The organism is Kluyvera sp., from assembly GCF_965301105.1.
The window spans coordinates 107,011-124,266 of sequence record NZ_CBDKZX010000002.1 but is presented as its reverse complement, the minus strand read 5'-3'; the positions used below and the strand labels follow the sequence as shown (position 1 = coordinate 124,266).

Genomic DNA, 17,256 nt, shown 5'->3' with positions numbered 1-17,256 from the left:
CAAATGAGTCACTCTGTCATGCTCACCTCGCTGCTGTTGACGCCGCTGGTTATTTCACTGCTCTGCTTCGCCTGCCGCTGGCTCGGCGACGGGCAACATCGGGCCGTCACCCTGCTGCATACCTCAGGCATCACGCTGCTGCTGGCGGTGTCGCTGCTAACGGTCGCCACCGCGCTCGACGAAGGAGAGATATTCTCCCCTTTGCGCTGGCTGCATATTGATAGTCTGAGCGGCCTGTTTCTCGCCATCCTCGGCATTATCGGCTTTCTGACCGGCCTGTACTCCATCGGCTATATGCGTCATGAAGTGGAACACGGCGAGATTTCGCCAGCCACTCTCTGCCACTACTACGGCTTTTTTCACCTGTTCCTGTTTACCATGCTGCTGGTCGTCACCAGCAATAACCTGATCGTGATGTGGGCGGCCATTGAGGCGACCACCCTGAGTTCAGCGTTTCTGGTGGGCATTTACGGCCAGCGTTCATCGCTGGAGGCGGCGTGGAAATACATCATTATTTGTACCGTCGGCGTCGCCTTTGGCCTGTTCGGTACCGTGCTGGTATATGCCAACGCCGTCAGCATCATGCCGGCCCCGGAACAGTCGATTCTGTGGACGGAAGTGCTGAAACATGCCGCCAGCCTCGACCCCACGCTGATGCTGCTGGCCTTTGTCTTTATCCTGATCGGTTTTGGCACCAAAACCGGCCTCTTCCCGATGCACGCCTGGCTGCCGGATGCCCACAGCGAGGCGCCAAGCCCGGTCAGCGCCCTACTGTCGGCGGTGCTGCTGAACTGCGCGCTGCTGGTGCTGATTCGCTACTACATCCTGATTAGCCACGCGGTCGACAGCGGCCTTCCCGCCAGGCTGCTGCTGATCTTCGGCCTGCTGTCGGTGGCGGTTGCCGCGCTGTTTATCCTCGTCCAGCAGGATATGAAGCGACTGCTGGCCTATTCCAGCGTGGAAAACATGGGGCTTATCGTGGTGGCGCTGGGGATCGGCGGGCCGCTCGGCGTGCTGGCGGCACTGCTGCACACCCTCAACCACAGCCTGGCGAAAACGCTGCTGTTCTGCGGCTCGGGTAACGTGCTGCTGAAGTATGGCACCCGCAACCTCGACGTGGTGTGCGGGATGCTGAGAATTATGCCGCTCAGCGCCGTCTTGCTGGCCGGCGGCGCGCTCGGGCTGGGCGGGATGCCGCCGTTCAACATTTTCCTCAGCGAATTTATGACCGTTACCGCCGGGCTGGCTCGCGGCCACGTGGCACTGACCATTGTGCTGCTCCTGTTGCTGACGCTGGTGCTGGCCGGGCTGATTCGCATGATCGCCCGCCTGCTGTTTGCTCGCCCGCCCGAGGCGGTGAGCCGGGGCGAATTAGGCTGGCAGACCACCGCACCAATGGTGCTGCTGCTTTTCATGATGCTGCTCATGGGCACCTGCATCCCACAGCCGGTTGCTCGCATGCTGGAGAACGCCTCGGCCATCGTCCTGTCGGGGTCGGCAGACAAACCCATTTCTTTTAGCCACTGGCAATCCCTTTTTCCCGCAACTACCGCATCTGCATCGGAGAGTAAAAGTGAACTATCTGGACAGCGTTAATGACTCGGCGCCGCGAGGCGAGGCTTACCTTGCGGCGGTCAAGCAGCAGTTTCCCGGCGCGGTGCTGGAGGCGGCGCGGCAGACCCACAACCAGCTGACCATCATGGTAAAAACCCACCTGCTGCCAGAGGTCGTCCACTTTCTCTACTATCAGCACGACGGCTGGCTGCCGGTGCTGTTCGGCAACGATGAGCGTGAGCTGAACGGTCACTATGCGGTTTATTACGCCCTGTCGATGGAGGGGGAAGAGAAGTGCTGGGTGGTGGTGAAAGCGCTGGTGGACGCGACCAGCCGCGAATTTCCCTCGGTCACGCCGCGCGTTCCCGCCGCCGTCTGGGGCGAGCGCGAGATCCGCGATATGTACGGGCTGATCCCGGTCGGTCTGCCGGACCAACGCCGCCTGGTGCTGCCGGACGACTGGCCGGAAGATATGCATCCACTGCGGAAAGACGCCATGGACTACCGTCTGCGCCCGCAGACCACTGACGATGCGGAAAGCTATCCCTTTGTGAACGATGGCGACCGCGACGCGCGTATTATTCCCATTGGCCCGCTGCACATAACCTCCGATGAACCAGGACACTTCCGTCTGTTCGTCGACGGCGAGCGGATTGTCGATGCCGACTATCGCCTGTTCTACGTCCATCGCGGCATGGAGAAGCTGGCGGAAACGCGCATGGGCTACAACGAAGTGACGTTTTTATCCGATCGCGTCTGCGGCATCTGCGGTTTCGCCCACAGCGTCGCTTACGCCAGTTCGGTGGAAAACGCGCTGGGGATTATCGTGCCGCCTCGGGCGCACGCTATCCGCTCAGTGCTGCTGGAGGTTGAACGCCTGCACAGCCATCTATTGAATCTTGGCCTCTCCTGCCACTTTGTCGGCTTTGATACCGGCTTTATGCAGTTTTTCCGCGTACGAGAAAAGTCGATGACCATGGCCGAACTGCTCACCGGCTCGCGTAAAACCTACGGTCTGAACCTGATTGGCGGCGTACGCCGGGATATTCTCAAAGAGCAGCGTCTGCAAACGCTGAAACTGGTGCGGGAAATGCGCGCTGAAGTGTCCGATCTGGTCGAGATCCTGCTGGCGACGCCCAATATGGCGCAGCGTACCCAGGGCGTCGGTATCCTCGACCGCCAGATAGCGCGCGACTACAGCCCGGTCGGGCCGCTGATCCGCGGCAGTGGCTTCGCGCGGGATTTGCGCTTCGATCACCCTTACGCCAACTACGGCAACCTGCCGAAAACCCTGTTCAGCATGGACAGCGGCGACGTTTTTGCCCGCGTCATGGTCAGGGTAAAAGAAACCTTCGATTCGCTGATGATGCTGGAGTTTGCCCTCGACAACCTGCCCAATACGCCGCTATTAACCGAAGGATTCAGCTATCGACCGCACGCCTTTGCCCTTGGCTACGTTGAGGCGCCGCGCGGCGAAGACGTGCACTGGAGCATGCTTGGCGATAACCAGAAGCTCTTCCGCTGGCGCTGCCGTGCCGCTACCTACGCCAACTGGCCGGTACTGCGTTACATGCTGCGCGGCAACACGGTCTCCGACGCACCGCTGATTATCGGCAGCCTCGACCCCTGCTACTCCTGCACCGATCGCGTCACGCTGGTCGATGTGCACAAGCGCAGGCAGACAACCGTGCCGTACAAAGATCTTGAGCGCTACGGGCGGGAACGTCGCCACTCACCGCTGAAGTAAGGACCGAATAGATGCTGAAATTACTCAAAACCATCGTAGGCGCCGGCGAAGCAACGGTGAAATATCCCTTTGCCCCGCTGGAGGTGTGCCCCGGCTTTCGCGGGAAACCAGAGCTGAATGCGCAGCAGTGTATCGCCTGCGCCGCCTGCGTCACCGCCTGCCCGGCCAATGCCCTGACGATGGAAACCGACACCCAAAGCGATACCCGCACCTGGCAGCTGTATCTGGGACGCTGCATTTACTGCGGACGCTGCGAGGAAGTCTGCCCGACGCACGCCATCCGACTGTCGGAAAACTTCGAACTCACGGTGCTGCGTAAAGACGATCTCTACACCCGCGCACGCTTTACGCTACAGCGCTGTCGCGTATGCCAACGGCCTTTCACGGTGGAAAAATCCATCGCGCTGGCGGTTGCGCTGCTGGTACAGCAGCAAAAAGATGCCGCCAACCTGTCGCTGCTGCGTCAGCAGGCGGCGGTTTGCCCCCAGTGCAAGCAACGTGCGGCCCTCGCCGGCTGCGATGGGCTCACACTCTCCTTTTCGAATAAGGAGCAACGATGAATACGCCACAGGTTGTACACCCGCATCATACCAGCCTGCCCCTGATTATTGACGAGCAGACGCAGGCGATGAAGCGCCTGCTGCTCAAGGATATCCGTCGCTCCGCCTACGTTTACCGGGTGGACTGCGGCGGCTGCAACGGCTGCGAGATTGAGATTTTTTCCGCCATTACGCCGCTGTTCGACGCCGAACGCTTCGGGATTAAGGTCGTCGCCTCTCCGCGTCATGCGGATATCCTGCTGTTCACCGGCGCCGTGACCAGTGCGATGCGGATGCCGGCATTACGCGCCTATCATGCTGCGCCCGATCGCAAAATCTGTATTTCCTACGGCGCGTGCGGGATCAGCGGCGGTATCTTTCACGATCTCTACTGCGTGTGGGGCGGCAGCGACACCATCGTACCCATAGATGTCTGGATCCCCGGCTGCCCGCCAACGCCTGCGGCCACTATCCACGGTTTCGCCGTCGCGCTGGGGCTGTTGCAGCAGAAGATCCACGCCGAGGAGTGCGTTAACGCGGCTGAACCGGCGCAGCTGCGCCAGCCGTCGATCGCCAGCGCCCTGCGCATTGCCATCGAACGTGAAGCCCGGCGGCTGGCGGGCTATCGTCAAGGAACGGAAATCTGCAACGGACTGTTTAATACGCTACGCGAAGATCCCTCCGGCAAGCTGGTCGACAACTGGCTGCAGCAGGCTGACGATCCGCGCTTAAATGATATCGTCCATCAGCTTTTGCGCATTCTGGAGGCACAGCGTGGTTGAAGAAAAAGGCGAAATCGTCTTCTGGACGCTACGGCAAAAGTTTATCGACAGCAGCACCACGCTACCGGAGCAGCATCGTCAGGTGATGTACTACTCGCTGGCGATCGGCCATCACGTCGGCATCATTGACTGCCTGCGGGTGGCGCTACGCTGCCCGCTGGTCGAATACCGCAAATGGGCGCAGCAGCTGGCAGACGAACAGGCACAGCGCAAAATGCTGGGCGTATTGACGTTCGGTGAAATCATTATCGACGCCAGCCACCTCTCGCTGCTGCGGCACGCGCTGGCCCCGCTGGCTGACGATACCTCTTCCGCGCAGCAGGCATTCAGCAAAGACATGCTTTCACTGCTCGACGACATTGCCTATGAGCCCGCTATTTATCTGCTGGCCAGACATATTGCCTGACACGAGGCCATAGACGTGAAACAGATAACAATATAGTTAGCATGGTTATTATAAGCTCATTTTTTAGCCGCGACGCGCCCCTTGCGCCACACGCTACCAGTAAAAAGGATTGCGGATGACTCAGTTCGACGAGGCTAATATCGCCCCGCTTCCGGGTATGTCATTAAAAGAATCAGTGAATACGGTACTACAACATCTCCGCCAGCAGAGCGACAAAGCCTCGCTGCTGCGGGCGTTTATTCCTTTGCCCCCGCCGTTCAATCGGGTTCAGCTTATCGAGCTGCATTTTATTGATAGCGGCTTTTATTACCGCTGCTTTGATGATGGCAGCGTGGCCTGCAGCAGCCGCGGCTGGCAGGGAGAGTGTAGCGACAGCTCGATTCATATGATTTTACTCAGCAACGCGCTGATGGCGGAGCTGCGCTTTATTCGCAGCGACGGCGGCCGGTATACGCCGCAGGATACACAACTCTTTTCATGGCTGGCGCGGCTGGCAAGGCCGGTGCTGGAAAATTTTCTGCAGCAGGAGATACTGCGCGCCAGCCTGCAAACGCTGGCTCAGGAGCGCGACCACCACCAGATTCTGGTCGATATCACCAACTCGGTGCTCTCGCATCTGGAGATGGAGGAGCTGGTGAGCGATGTGGCGCGAGAGATTCACCACTATTTTGGCATCAGCGCCATCGGGATCATTCTGCGTGACAACGGCAGGCCCGGAAAGCACAGCGTTCACTATACCGAGTTCTGCGAAGAGGGGCCGAGAAGCCAGCACTATATTTTGCAGGAGATGAGCCCGGTCCTCACTCAGGCAATGACGCAGAACCAACCGCAGCTGTATCAGCAGGATGACAGCAAGTGCTGGCAAAACGATCCGTTACTTTACGAAGCGGCTCACCGCGGCCTGAGCAACATTCTGGTGCTGCCACTCACCTTCGGCAACCACACGCCGGGCGTGCTGCTGCTCGCCCATGCCTCGACGACGCCGTTTGAACGCGAAAATGGCGCGTTGCTACAGCAGATTGCCGATCGCATCGCTATCGCAGTCGATAACGCCGATGCCTGGAGCAGCATGACCGCGCTGAAAGAGAGCCTCAAGCAAGAGAACAGCCAGCTGAGCGCGCAGCTGCTGTCGAGCATGGGCGTAGGCGATATTATTTACCAGAGCCAGGCGATGCACGACCTGTTGCAGCAGGTCGATATCGTCGCGCAAAGCGACAGTACGGTGCTGATTTGCGGCGAAACCGGGACGGGAAAAGAGATTATCGCCAGAGCGGTACATCAGCTCAGCAACCGTCACGATAAACCGCTGATCAAAATTAACTGCGCGGCAATTCCCGCCAGCCTGCTGGAGAGCGAGCTTTTCGGCTACGATAAAGGGGCGTTTACCGGCGCCATCAACACCCACAAGGGGCGGTTTGAAATCGCCGACGGCGGGACGCTGTTTCTGGATGAAATCGGCGATTTGCCGCTGGAGCTACAGCCTAAGCTGCTGCGGGTGCTGCAGGAACGAGAGATTGAGCGGTTGGGCGGCAGCCGCACCATCAACGTTAATGTCAGAGTGATTGCCGCCACCAACCGCGACCTCCGCCAGATGGTCGATAACCGCGAGTTCCGCGACGACCTCTTCTATCGTCTGAACGTCTTTCCTCTTGAGCTTCCGCCGCTGCGCGAGCGCCCGGAAGATATTCCGCTGCTGGCAAAATATTTTACCCGCAAGCTCGCCCTGCGCATGAACCGCACCATCGACAATATTTCGCCACAGACGCTCGAACAGCTGGTCTCCTATGACTGGCCCGGCAACGTGCGGGAGCTGGAGAACGTGATTGAGCGCGCCGTCTTACTGACGCGCGACACCACCCTGAACCTGCACCTGACTCAGCAATCAACGCGTCTGTTGCCAACGTTTAAGAACGTCGAACCGCCCGCGGTCAACCCGGTACAGCAAATGCTGCATCCCGGGCCGCCGGAAAACGACGACGAAGAGCGACGCGTTATTGTGCAGGCGCTACGGGAAAGCAACGGCATTGTCGCCGGGCCGCGAGGAGCGGCGAACAGGCTGGGGATGAAGCGCACCACGCTGCTCTCGCGCATGCAGCGTTTAGGTATCTCACCACGCGATGTCTTATAGACAGGCAGGAAGCCCACCATGAAAAGTCGCCGTCATGACCTCCCGCATTCGCTACTGGCCGTCGCCAGCCGCGCCGGAATGGCACGGGTGGAACAGAGCCCGGCGCAGCGCTTTGTGCTGGCCGCCAGCGCCGGTATTTTTATCGCCATCGCCGCCGCGTTCTACGTTTCCCTCAGCCAGCAGCCCAACACGCTGGTCAGCGTACTGGCCAGCGGCCTGTGCTTCACGCTGAGTTTGATTCCGGTCGTACTGGGCGGCGCTGAACTGTTTCCATCCATGCTCGCCACGACCGCCGCAGCCGCGGGTGGCTATATTAGCCCACGCGAAGCGCTCTGCAGCGGCCTGATTGTCTGCGCCGGAAATACGGGAGGCGTACTCTTTTTGGCCGCGCTCATGTGGTTTTCCGGTCTATGCACGGGCGGCGACGGCCGCTGGGGGTTGCGGGTACTGCAAATATCGGCGCATCATCCGGGCGACACGTTTATCACCAACCTTGGGCTCGGGATGGTCGGCAATTTACTCTTATGCTTTGCCGTGACAATCAGCCACGCTTTCCATTCGTTGACGGATAAAATTCTCGCGATGCTGCTGCCGATGAGCCTGTTTTCCGCCAGCGGCGCGGCACACGGTATGGTTAGCCTGTTTCTGCTACCGCTGGCCATCGCCGTTCAGTCTTCTGCTCCCGCCCGTTTCGGGTTGCTGAGCGGCAGCGATAACGCGCTCAGCGTTGGCTATTTACTGGCCGGGAATCTCCTCCCGCTGGTGTTGGGTAATCTGATCGGCGGCGGGTTGCTGCTGCTGGCGCTGGTTCGCCTGCAGCGACATCATGCGTAACCGTATCAGCGCTGCTCGTCGGCTTTGTTGGTACTCAGACCGTCGGCGTCGTCATCCGCCACCAGCCCATCCGGCCAGGCGTGCACGACCGCTTTAATCAACGTGGCCAGCGGAATGGCGAAGAACACGCCCCAGAATCCCCACAGGCCGCCAAAAATCACCACCGAGAGAATGATCACCAGCGGATGCAGGTTCACCGCCTCAGAGAACAGCACCGGCACCAGCAGGTTGCCGTCCAGCCCCTGAATAATCAGGTAGACCGCAAACAGGCTCCAGAACTCGGTGCCGAGGCCAAACTGGAACAGCGCCACGCAGACGACCGGAATGGTCACCACAAATGCGCCGATATACGGAATCAGTACCGACACGCCCACCAGCACCGCCAGCAGCAGCGAGTAATTAAGGCCAAACATCAGGAACCCGAGCCACGTGGCGACGCCGACGACGATCATCTCCAGCACCTTGCCGCGAATGTAGTTGGTGATCTGCTGGTTCATCTCTTTCCACACCTGCCCCGCCAGCCCGCGGTTGCGCGGCAGCACGCGACGCACGGCGTTGAGCATCTGCTCCTTGTCTTTGACCAGGAAGAAGACCATCAGCGGCACCAGCACCAGATAGACCGCCAGCGTCAGCAGCCCCACCAGTGAGGCAACCGAGTATTTCACCACCGAGTCGCCCATGGTCAGCATGCGGGTGCGCATGTTTTCGGCCATGGCGTCGATAATCCCGGCATCCATCAATGCCGGATAGCGACGCGGCAGGGTGGCGGCAAAATCAGAGAGTTTGTTGAGCATGCCTGGCATATCGCGAATGAGGTAAATCCCCTGCTGCCAGGCAATCGGCATCACCACGAAGGACATCAGCAGCAGGATGCCGACAAACAGCACCAGCACCACGCTGGTCGCCCAGGTGCGCGACCAGCCCAGGCGCTCCAGGCGAACCGTCGGCCATTCCAGCAGGTAAGCCAGCACTAGTGCAACCAGCAGCGGCGCCAGCAGGCCACTGAAGAAAAACAGAATGCAAAACCCGGCCACCAGGATGACCAGCAGCGCGATGGCCTCCGGGTCGCTGAACCGGCGGCGGTACCATTGCATCAACATCTCGAGCATAAATCTATTCCCTGAAGCCTATCGCGTTCATACAGAACATGAATTGTATCTAAGTGTCACAAAAAAGACTCCGCTTTTTATTTTTATCCCTGCAATCTGGTGATTATCGTTTTCAACCCGTGATCAGATAGATACACTGCCAAAGTAGCCCATAATGGAACGTAACATTATGCTGTTGGTCAAAACAGGCACATCCCACATTACAGGACAGAGGTTATGTTCAGGCAGTTGAAAAAAACGCTGTTGGCATCCCTTATTGCGACGCTCGCTTTCGGCCAGATTGCCCCCGCCTTCGCGGACACAACGGATAATCTGCCGGATATGGGTACATCCGCAGGAAGCACGCTCTCCATTGGTCAGGAGATGCAGATGGGGGATTACTATGTTCGACAACTGCGCGGAAGCGCGCCGCTGATTAACGATCCGCTGCTGGTGCAGTACATTAACTCACTGGGTATGCGGCTGGTCTCGCACGCTTTTTCCGTGCGCACCCCGTTCCATTTTTATCTGATCAATAACGACGACATTAACGCCTTCGCCTTCTTCGGCGGCAATGTGGTGCTGCACTCGGCGCTGTTCCGCTACTCAGATAACGAAAGCCAACTGGCGTCGGTCATGGCGCACGAAATCTCCCACGTCACCCAACGCCACCTGGCGCGCGCGATGGAAGATCAAAAACGCAATGCTCCGCTGACGTGGGTCGGCGCACTCGGTTCTATTCTGTTGGCAATGGCCAGCCCGCAAGCCGGGATGGCGGCGCTGAGCGGTACCTTAGCCGGTACCCAACAGGGCATGATCAGCTTTACCCGCCAGAACGAAGAAGAAGCTGACCGCATCGGTATTCAGGTCCTTCAGCGCGCCGGCTTCGACCCGCAGGCCATGCCTGCATTTATGGAGAAGCTGCTCGATCAGTCACGCTACTCCTCACGTCCGCCGGAAATGCTGTTAACCCACCCCTTACCCGAGAGCCGTCTGTCCGATGCGCGTAACCGCGCCAACCAGATGCGTCCGGTGGTGGTGCAGTCTTCCGCCGACTTCTACTTTGCTAAAGCGCGTACGCTTGGCATGTATAACAACGGGCAAAACCAGCTCGGCAGCGACCTGCTCGACAGTTGGTCGAAAGGCAACGTGCGCGAACAGCACGCCGCCCAGTACGGCCGCGCGCTGCTGGCCATGGAAGCCAAAAATTACGCCGAAGCCAGCAAGCTGCTCCAGCCGCTGCTGAGCGCCGACGGTCAAAACGCCTGGTTCCTGGATCTGGCCACCGATATCGACCTTGGCCAGAACAAAACCAACGAGGCAATTAGCCGGCTGAAAAATGCCCGCGAACTGCGCACTAACCCGGTCCTCCAGCTTAACCTGGCTAACGCACTGTTAGAGGGTGGGCAAGCTGGCGAAGCGGCCACCATTCTTAACCGCTACACCTTTAATAACAAAGGTGATACCAACGGCTGGGATCTGCTGGCCCAGGCGGAAGCGAAGCTCGGTAACCGCGACCAGGAGCTGGCCGCGCGCGCCGAAAATATGGCGCTGGTCGGCCGGCTTGACCAGGCAATTTCCCTGCTGAGCGCCGCCAGCGCGCAGGTGAAATTACGCAGCCTGCAGCAGGCGCGCTACGATGCGCGCATCGACCAGCTGCGAGAGCTGCAGGAACGCTTCCGCCCTTATCAGAAAATGTAACAGGAGAGACGATGACGGATTCGGTCACGATTTACCACAACCCGCGCTGCTCAAAGAGCCGCGAGACCTTGAGCCTGCTGAAAGATAACGGCATTGACCCTAACGTCGTGCTTTACCTCGACACGCCGCCAGACGCCGCAACCCTGGCTAAGCTGATTAAGATGCTTGGCCTCAGTAGCGCCCGCGAGTTGATGCGGCAGAAAGAAGATCTCTATAAAACGCTGAACCTCGCCGATAGCCAGCTTAGCGAAGAGCAGCTTATCCAGGCGATGGTTGAGAACCCGAAGCTGATTGAGCGCCCTATCGTCGTCAAAAATGGCCAGGCGCGCATTGGCCGCCCGCCGGAGCAGGTGTTGGAGATTGTGGGCTAATTCGCCTTAAGGCCGCAGCGCTTCCAGAAAAGCCTGCGGCGTCATATTCCCCAGCTTTTTCTGTTGTTTCCCGCCGTTAAATAACCCACACAGCCTGCACGCCAGCTCATCCGGCGTGTAGATGCTTGCCGCTGGAATAATCTCTGCCAGTGGTGAGGTTACCGTGACCGCCTGCCGTTTTTCGCCCGAGGGCATGACGCTGGCGTTTATTCCTCGCTCAGCCAGATGCTGGCGCAGCGTGGCGATATATGCATCATTCAGCCACTCGTCACTTTTAATCTCAACAGATTGGATATCACCCGGGAACTGCGCCAGCACCTCATCCAGCCAGTGAATCACCAGTGGCGACGACATCCCCGAATAGATCCGCGCCGTGCACCAACCGCTCACCGGCTCCTGCGCCCACAGCAGGTGATGATCGCCATCATCATCCATATGCAGCGACAACGCGCGGTAGTGCAGCGTTAGCGTCTGCGGCCGCATTCCCGCCTTGAGCGCCTTCTTACCCTGTAGCGCCTGTTCAGCCGTTTTCGAATAAGATGGCGCCAGATAACGGCTAAGCGTCGCCCGTGATAGCGGAATGCCTAAACCTTCCACCACGATAAACAGCAGATCGTCCAACGGCGCGCTAAGAATTTCACGCAGGGCGTTAATCAATACAATCTGTTCTTGTCTCATCGCTTTGTGTACAACCTTTGGCGTCGTACTTCGATCTGCCGTCTGCTCGCGATTACGCCAACGGCGAACCGTCGTCACGGAAATACCCAGCTCAACTGCCAGTTCACGGTCACTTTTATTCGATTCCTGGAGATATTTGCGGATACGAGGCGTCGTCGTCGCATTAGCGTGCAGCTTAATTTCCATGGCATTCCTTAAAAAATAAGTAACTAATCATATGAGATTTATATGGGTTAAGTCGATGCATTGTGACCCGATTCACCTTTCTGCCCCCACCTTTCTCCGATAATCCCCTCGTCGTTTTCTATTACATAACACACACAATGTCCGTTAATCTTATACGGAGTTCACAATGAACAATGTTCTGGGATTTTTAGAAGAGAAATTGATGCCGATTGCGGCGAAAACCGCACAGCAACGTCATCTCGGCGCCATCCGCGGCGCATATGTTTCCTTTATGCCGTTCATTATCGTCGGCTCTATCCTGCTGGTTATCTCGTCGTTCCCGAATCAGAGCTATCAGCAGTTTATGTCCAGCACTTTTGGCGCCAGCTGGAGCGCCATTATCGAGATTCCGTTTAACGCGGTCTTCTCCACCATGTCGCTGTTTATTAGCTTCCTCGTTGCCTACCGTCTGGCAGAGCACTACGGCGATGACAAAATCTCCAGCGGCATCCTCGCGCTGGTGTGCTTCCTGATCCTGACACCGTTTATTAAGGTCGCCGAGAACGGCGGCATTACCGTGATGCCGGTAGAATGGATTGGTACCAAAGGGCTGTTCGTCGCCATGATTGGCTCTCTGCTATGGACGGAGCTGTTCTGCTGGCTGAAGCGCAAAAAGCTGGTGATCAAAATGCCGGAAGGTGTACCGCCCGCGGTGCAGGAATCATTTGCCGCGCTGATCCCCGCGCTGGTGGTGATGATTCTGGTGCTGGCTATCCGCATCGGTTTTGAAAACACCCACTACAACACCATTCACCAATTTATTTACGACGTCGTCGCCACCCCGGTTCGTCATTTCGGCACCTCCTACTTTGGCGCGCTGATGACGGTATTCAGCATCACGATTCTGTGGTCGGTGGGGATTAACTCCGGTTCCATGGTCAACGGCATCATCCGTCCGCTGTGGATGGAAAACCAGACCGACAACATCGCCGCCATTCAGGCGGGCGTCACGCCGCCGCATATTATTACCGAACAGTTCTTCGACATGATCTGGATGGGTGGCGCCGGAGCCACGCTGTCGCTGGTCATCGCAATGCTGATTTTCGCCCGCAGTAAAAACATGCGCGAAGTGGCGCGTCTGGGCGCGGGGGCTTCCATCTTTAATATCAATGAACCGGTGCTGTTTGGCCTGCCGGTGATCATGAACCCAATCATGCTGATTCCGTTCAACCTGGTGCCTCTGGTGCTGGTGACCATCCAGTATCTGGCGATGAAAATCGGTGCGGTTGCGGTCACTACCGGGGTGTTTATCCCGTGGACGCTGCCGCCGGTCATCAGCGGATTTATCGTCACCGGGCATATTTCCGGCAGCGTGATGCAAATTATTAACCTGCTGATTGGCGCGATGCTGTACCTGCCGTTTATGCGCATCGTCGACAAGCAGTACCGCAATGCGGAAATCAGTGCCGTTGAGGAATCCGGCACGCTAGCAAAACAGGAGTAGCAAAGGATGTGGGGAATTATTGCAACCTGGCGCATGGCGCTGGAAGGCGTAGGCGAGTCAGCTTCTGCGCTGGCGGCTGGCAGCGCAGCAACAACGTCCGTCGTGGATGCCGTGGTCGCGGTAGAGGATTTTCCGTTCTATAAATCGGTGGGCTATGGCGGCCTGCCCACCGAGAACGGCGAGGTTGAGCTGGACGCGGCCTGGATGGACGGCGACACCCTGGCCTTTGGTGCCGTAGGCAATCTGGTCGACATCGCCAACCCGGTTAAAGTGGCGCAGGCGCTGGGCCGCCAGCGTTATAACTCGCTGCTGGTCGGCCAGGGGGCGCGCGAATGGGCGCTGAGCCAGGGTTTCGCCGAGAAAAAAATGCTCACCGAACGCGCGATGCAACACTACCGCAAGCGCTGTCGCGAAACGCTGGATAAAGGGTTAAGCCCCTACGATGGTCACGACACCGTCGGCGTGATTGCTCTCGATAAAAAAGGGTCAATGAGCGTCGCCACCTCGACCAGCGGCCTGTTTATGAAAAAGCGCGGGCGGATTGGCGACTCGCCAATTATCGGCTCTGGCTTCTACTGCGACAGTCAAATTGGCGCGGCTACCGCCACCGGCGTGGGCGAAGATCTCATGAAAGGCTGCACCAGCTATGAAATCGTTCGCCGTATGGAACAGGGAATGACGCCGCAGCAGGCGGCTGATTCCGTGGTTTACGAACTGGAAGATAAGCTGATGTCGCGCTTTGGCCGCGCGGGGGATCTCTCCGTGGTCTGTATGAACCGCAAAGGCGAGTTCGGTGCCGCGACCAACATCAAAACCTTCTCTTTCGTGGTCGCGACCGCTACCCAGCCGCTCACGGTGTTCCGCGCCGAACGCGTCAAAGAGAAAACCCATTATCAGCCGGTGGACGACGCCTGGATGCAGGCCTATGCCGATCGCATTCGCGCGCCCATTGAGGAGTAAATGATGATTCACTACCGATTAGTCACGGCGCTGCCCAGCGAACAGGAACAGTGTCATCTTATCACCAGACCCGATAGTCCCTTGCTCCAGCAGGATGCGCTACGTAATAACCCGCTGATTGCCGAGATGACGGCGCGCGCCGCTCAGGGAAAACTGGCGGATACCTGTTTCGGTTGCGGGCCGTTCGCCCGTATCACGCTGGTGCCGCAAAGCGCCTGGCAGGACAATCTGACCGATTCACTGCTCACTTTTCTGCGCCCGCTGTTTGCTTCACCGATGTGCCGCGAGGTACTGCTGGATTGCACGCAAATTCACGACACGGTACTGGCGAAAACCCTGCGCTTCCTGTTTAACCAGCAGCACCGGCTTACGGATCTCGGGCTGAAAACCACGGCGCAAAACGATACGCGTCTGACCCATATTCATGCCTACTGCTCAGATAACGAACTGGCGTGCCTTGAGCCGCTGTTTAAGCAACAGCAGGCCATCGCCAACGGGATGGTTGCCGCCCGCCGCCTGGCGGATATTCCCTCCGAGCAATGCACACCGCAGTTTGTGGTGGAAGAAGCGCAACGCCTGTGCGCGGCCTTCCCTGCACTGCGCTGTGAGGTTTTGGATGAGCAAGCGATTATCGAGCAAGGTCTGGGTCTGCTGCACGCGGTAGGCAAAGGGGCCAGTCGTCCGCCGCGCCTGCTGGCGATTCACTATGAGGGGGCGAGTCATGGCCCGGTACGCAGCTACGTCGGCAAAGGCATCACCTTCGACACCGGCGGTCTGTGGCTGAAAGACGGCGCGGGCATGTATACGATGAAATACGACATGTGCGGCGCAGCCAACGTCCTGGGCTTGATGCTAAGCATCGCCGAGCTGGCGTTACCGGTGCGGGTGATGGGCGTACTGGCGCTGGCGGAAAACGCTATCGGCCCGGACGCCATGCAGCCGGGTAGCGTGGCGCGCGCCTGCAACGGCATGACGGTGGAGATCAACAACACCGATGCCGAAGGCCGTCTGGTGCTCTCGGACGCCATCGCCTGGGCCAGCCAGCGCCATGCACAAACGCGTTATATCATCGACTTAGCCACCCTTACCGGCGCAGTAGTCAAAGCGCTGGGCTATGAGCTGAGCGGGCTGATGACCCAGGATAAGGCACTGCGCTCAGCGTTAACCCTGGCCGGTGAACAGAGCGGTGATGAAGTGTGGTCGCTGCCGCTCGATGCGCGCTTGAAAAAGCAAACCGAGAGCGCGATTGCCGATCTGTGCAACACGCCGACCAACAACGCGGCGATCAGCGCTTCTGCCGCCTGGCTGCTGCATCACTTCTGTCCTGCGGATATTCCGTGGGCACATCTTGACGTCAGCGGGACGGCGCTGTGGCGTGAAGGCGGCAAAAGCGTGGCATCGGGCAGGCCAATTCCGCTGCTGATGCAGCATTTGCTCAACGATTTGTCCCTCAACAGTTAACCCCCCGCCCGGCCGAGCATCGCGACGCCGGGCATTTCCTTCTGATAAGCTCAGCTTAACTATCAGCTTTCTCTCCGAGCCGCACTGACATAGCGCCTACCGCTGATAACGTTTGTCATGAACGTTCAGTTTTTATATATAACACCATGTTTTTAAAAACTATTTAAACTGAGATGACAGTTCAACTCACATCGGTAATTCTGCGTTTATACAACGAAAAAACCTGATGATAAGGAGCAAAATGAACTGGAATATTCAGAAATTCATTGTCTGCCCTGATACCGGGACCATGTATAGTCTGGCCGTCAGCGCCAAAAACCTACAGATGATTCTCTGGTGTAAAGGTGACTACTTTTTACGTCAGGGTTCGGTGATGGACAGCACGCCGTTTGGCATGGTTGTGAACGGAAAAGTCAGGAAAATTCAGGTGCTGCACGCGTTCCCGTATAGCCTTTCGCTGTGGGATTATTTCAAACAACGCACGCTTTGCCCCGGCAATGAAATGCCGGAGCTCCGGCGCTGTCCGCGCCAGACGGTATGCGCTTTCCAGCTTTGCCCTTACGGCGCGCAGGAAACCTAGAGTTTCAGAATTTCTTTTACAAACGGGATGGTCAGCTTACGCTGGGCGGTGATGGAGGCATGATCGAGCTGATCCAAGGTCTGGAATAACGTTCGCATCTCCCTGTCCAGGCGCTTGAGCATAAAGCGGCAGACATCGTCCGGCATTTCAAAACCGCGCAGACGGGCACGCAGCTGCAAGGCCTGGAGCTTGTCTTCGTCCGAGAGCGGCTGCAGCTTGTAGATTTGCCCCCAATCAAGGCGCGAGGCGAGATCCGGCAGGCCCAAATTCAGCTGGCGCGGCGGACGATCGCCGGTGATCAGCAGGCGCGTATTGCCGGATTCCAGAATGCGGTTATACAGGTTGAAGATCGCCATCTCCCACGGTTCGTCTCCCGCCACGCACTCGATATTATCGATACAGACCAGCGAGAGCTGCTCCATTCCTTCCAGCACTTCCGGTACAAACCAGGTGCGTTTATCCAGCGGAACATAGCCAACCGCGTCGCCGCGCTGAGAGAGTTCGGCACAAGCCGCGTGCAGCAAATGGCTGCGCCCGGCGCCTTCGCGCGCCCAGATATAGATGTATCCGCTATGTTCCTGCCGCAGCACATTTTGCAGTGCGGCAAGTAAAGAAGGGTTATCGCCCGGGAAGAAACTGGCAAAGGTTTCGTCGTCGGGAAGATAAAGTGGCAAAGAGAGCTGTGCCGGTGCGTTCAGAGGAGACCTCAACATGGGCTTACGAAAAAACGTGAAGAGTTTACCACAGAAATAACGGAT

Annotated in this window: 16 protein-coding genes; 13 read left to right on the top strand and 3 right to left on the bottom strand. The window is 58.1% G+C overall.

From position 1 onward, the window contains the following. Positions 1–3 precede the first annotated feature (3 nt). From ACW14G_RS01525 to ACW14G_RS01495, 7 genes are all read left to right on the top strand, one after another. A complete protein-coding gene (locus tag ACW14G_RS01525) occupies positions 4–1,596 on the top strand; it encodes a hydrogenase 4 subunit F (RefSeq protein WP_432760022.1) in 1,593 nt (530 codons plus the stop codon). Beyond that, complete coding sequence (locus tag ACW14G_RS01520; protein ID WP_249023294.1) at positions 1,583–3,301, top strand: hydrogenase large subunit; 1,719 nt, start codon at positions 1,583–1,585, stop codon at positions 3,299–3,301. The genes ACW14G_RS01525 and ACW14G_RS01520 overlap by 14 nt, the downstream gene beginning before the upstream one ends. A gap of 11 nt (positions 3,302–3,312) precedes the next feature. Next, complete coding sequence (hyfH, locus tag ACW14G_RS01515; protein ID WP_163446583.1) at positions 3,313–3,861, top strand: hydrogenase 4 subunit H; 549 nt, start codon at positions 3,313–3,315, stop codon at positions 3,859–3,861. Further along, positions 3,858–4,622: an NADH-quinone oxidoreductase subunit B family protein gene (locus tag ACW14G_RS01510; RefSeq protein WP_249022915.1), complete on the top strand. Its 765-nt coding sequence runs from the start codon at positions 3,858–3,860 to the stop codon at positions 4,620–4,622. Before hyfH ends, ACW14G_RS01510 begins: the two co-directional genes overlap by 4 nt. Further along, a complete protein-coding gene (locus ACW14G_RS01505; protein WP_249022914.1) occupies positions 4,615–5,028 on the top strand; it encodes a formate hydrogenlyase maturation HycH family protein in 414 nt (137 codons plus the stop codon). The genes ACW14G_RS01510 and ACW14G_RS01505 overlap by 8 nt, the downstream gene beginning before the upstream one ends. Before the next feature lie 115 nt (positions 5,029–5,143). Then, on the top strand, positions 5,144–7,156 hold the full coding sequence (locus tag ACW14G_RS01500; protein WP_249022913.1) for a sigma-54-dependent Fis family transcriptional regulator: 2,013 nt from the start codon (positions 5,144–5,146) through the stop codon (positions 7,154–7,156). Between the two features lie 18 nt (positions 7,157–7,174). Continuing rightward, positions 7,175–7,990, top strand: coding sequence for a formate/nitrite transporter family protein (locus ACW14G_RS01495; protein ID WP_249022912.1), 816 nt, complete (start codon positions 7,175–7,177; stop codon positions 7,988–7,990). Between the two features lie 5 nt (positions 7,991–7,995). Here ACW14G_RS01495 and ACW14G_RS01490 read toward each other — a convergent pair whose 3' ends face one another. Further along, a complete protein-coding gene (locus ACW14G_RS01490) occupies positions 7,996–9,099 on the bottom strand; it encodes an AI-2E family transporter (RefSeq protein WP_163446578.1) in 1,104 nt (367 codons plus the stop codon). 216 nt (positions 9,100–9,315) lie between these two features. On the opposite strand from ACW14G_RS01490, the gene bepA reads away from it, so the two are divergent. Both bepA and arsC read left to right on the top strand, forming a co-directional pair. After that, positions 9,316–10,779 (top strand): beta-barrel assembly-enhancing protease, encoded by a 1,464-nt coding sequence (bepA, locus tag ACW14G_RS01485; protein ID WP_249022911.1) that lies wholly within the window; start codon positions 9,316–9,318, stop codon positions 10,777–10,779. 11 nt (positions 10,780–10,790) lie between these two features. After that, on the top strand, positions 10,791–11,150 hold the full coding sequence (gene arsC, locus ACW14G_RS01480; RefSeq protein WP_163446576.1) for an arsenate reductase (glutaredoxin): 360 nt from the start codon (positions 10,791–10,793) through the stop codon (positions 11,148–11,150). 6 nt (positions 11,151–11,156) lie between these two features. On the opposite strand, the gene ACW14G_RS01475 is transcribed toward arsC, so the two are convergent. Next, a complete protein-coding gene (locus tag ACW14G_RS01475; RefSeq protein ID WP_223803108.1) occupies positions 11,157–12,014 on the bottom strand; it encodes a helix-turn-helix transcriptional regulator in 858 nt (285 codons plus the stop codon). A 166-nt stretch (positions 12,015–12,180) separates the two neighbouring features. Here ACW14G_RS01475 and celB point away from each other — a divergent pair, with 166 nt between their 5' ends. The 4 genes from celB (at position 12,181) to ACW14G_RS01455 (ending at position 16,498) form a co-directional block, all read left to right on the top strand. After that, entirely contained in the window at positions 12,181–13,497 is a 1,317-nt protein-coding gene (gene celB, locus ACW14G_RS01470; RefSeq protein WP_163446574.1) for a PTS cellobiose transporter subunit IIC, read from the top strand. A gap of 6 nt (positions 13,498–13,503) precedes the next feature. Further along, positions 13,504–14,457, top strand: a complete 954-nt coding sequence (locus tag ACW14G_RS01465) for a N(4)-(beta-N-acetylglucosaminyl)-L-asparaginase (RefSeq protein ID WP_163446573.1) — start codon at positions 13,504–13,506, stop codon at positions 14,455–14,457. Positions 14,458–14,460: 3 nt separating this feature from the next. Beyond that, positions 14,461–15,918, top strand: a complete 1,458-nt coding sequence (locus ACW14G_RS01460; protein WP_249023293.1) for a leucyl aminopeptidase family protein — start codon at positions 14,461–14,463, stop codon at positions 15,916–15,918. Positions 15,919–16,159: 241 nt separating this feature from the next. Continuing rightward, positions 16,160–16,498 carry an anti-adapter protein iraM gene (locus tag ACW14G_RS01455; protein ID WP_065355895.1) on the top strand — a complete coding sequence of 113 codons (339 nt, stop codon included), beginning with the start codon at positions 16,160–16,162 and terminating at the stop codon, positions 16,496–16,498. Here ACW14G_RS01455 and ACW14G_RS01450 read toward each other — a convergent pair. Then, a complete protein-coding gene (locus ACW14G_RS01450; protein ID WP_074398749.1) occupies positions 16,495–17,196 on the bottom strand; it encodes a DnaA inactivator Hda in 702 nt (233 codons plus the stop codon). The two genes, ACW14G_RS01455 and ACW14G_RS01450, sit on opposite strands and share 4 nt — an antisense overlap. Positions 17,197–17,256: the final 60 nt, after the last annotated feature.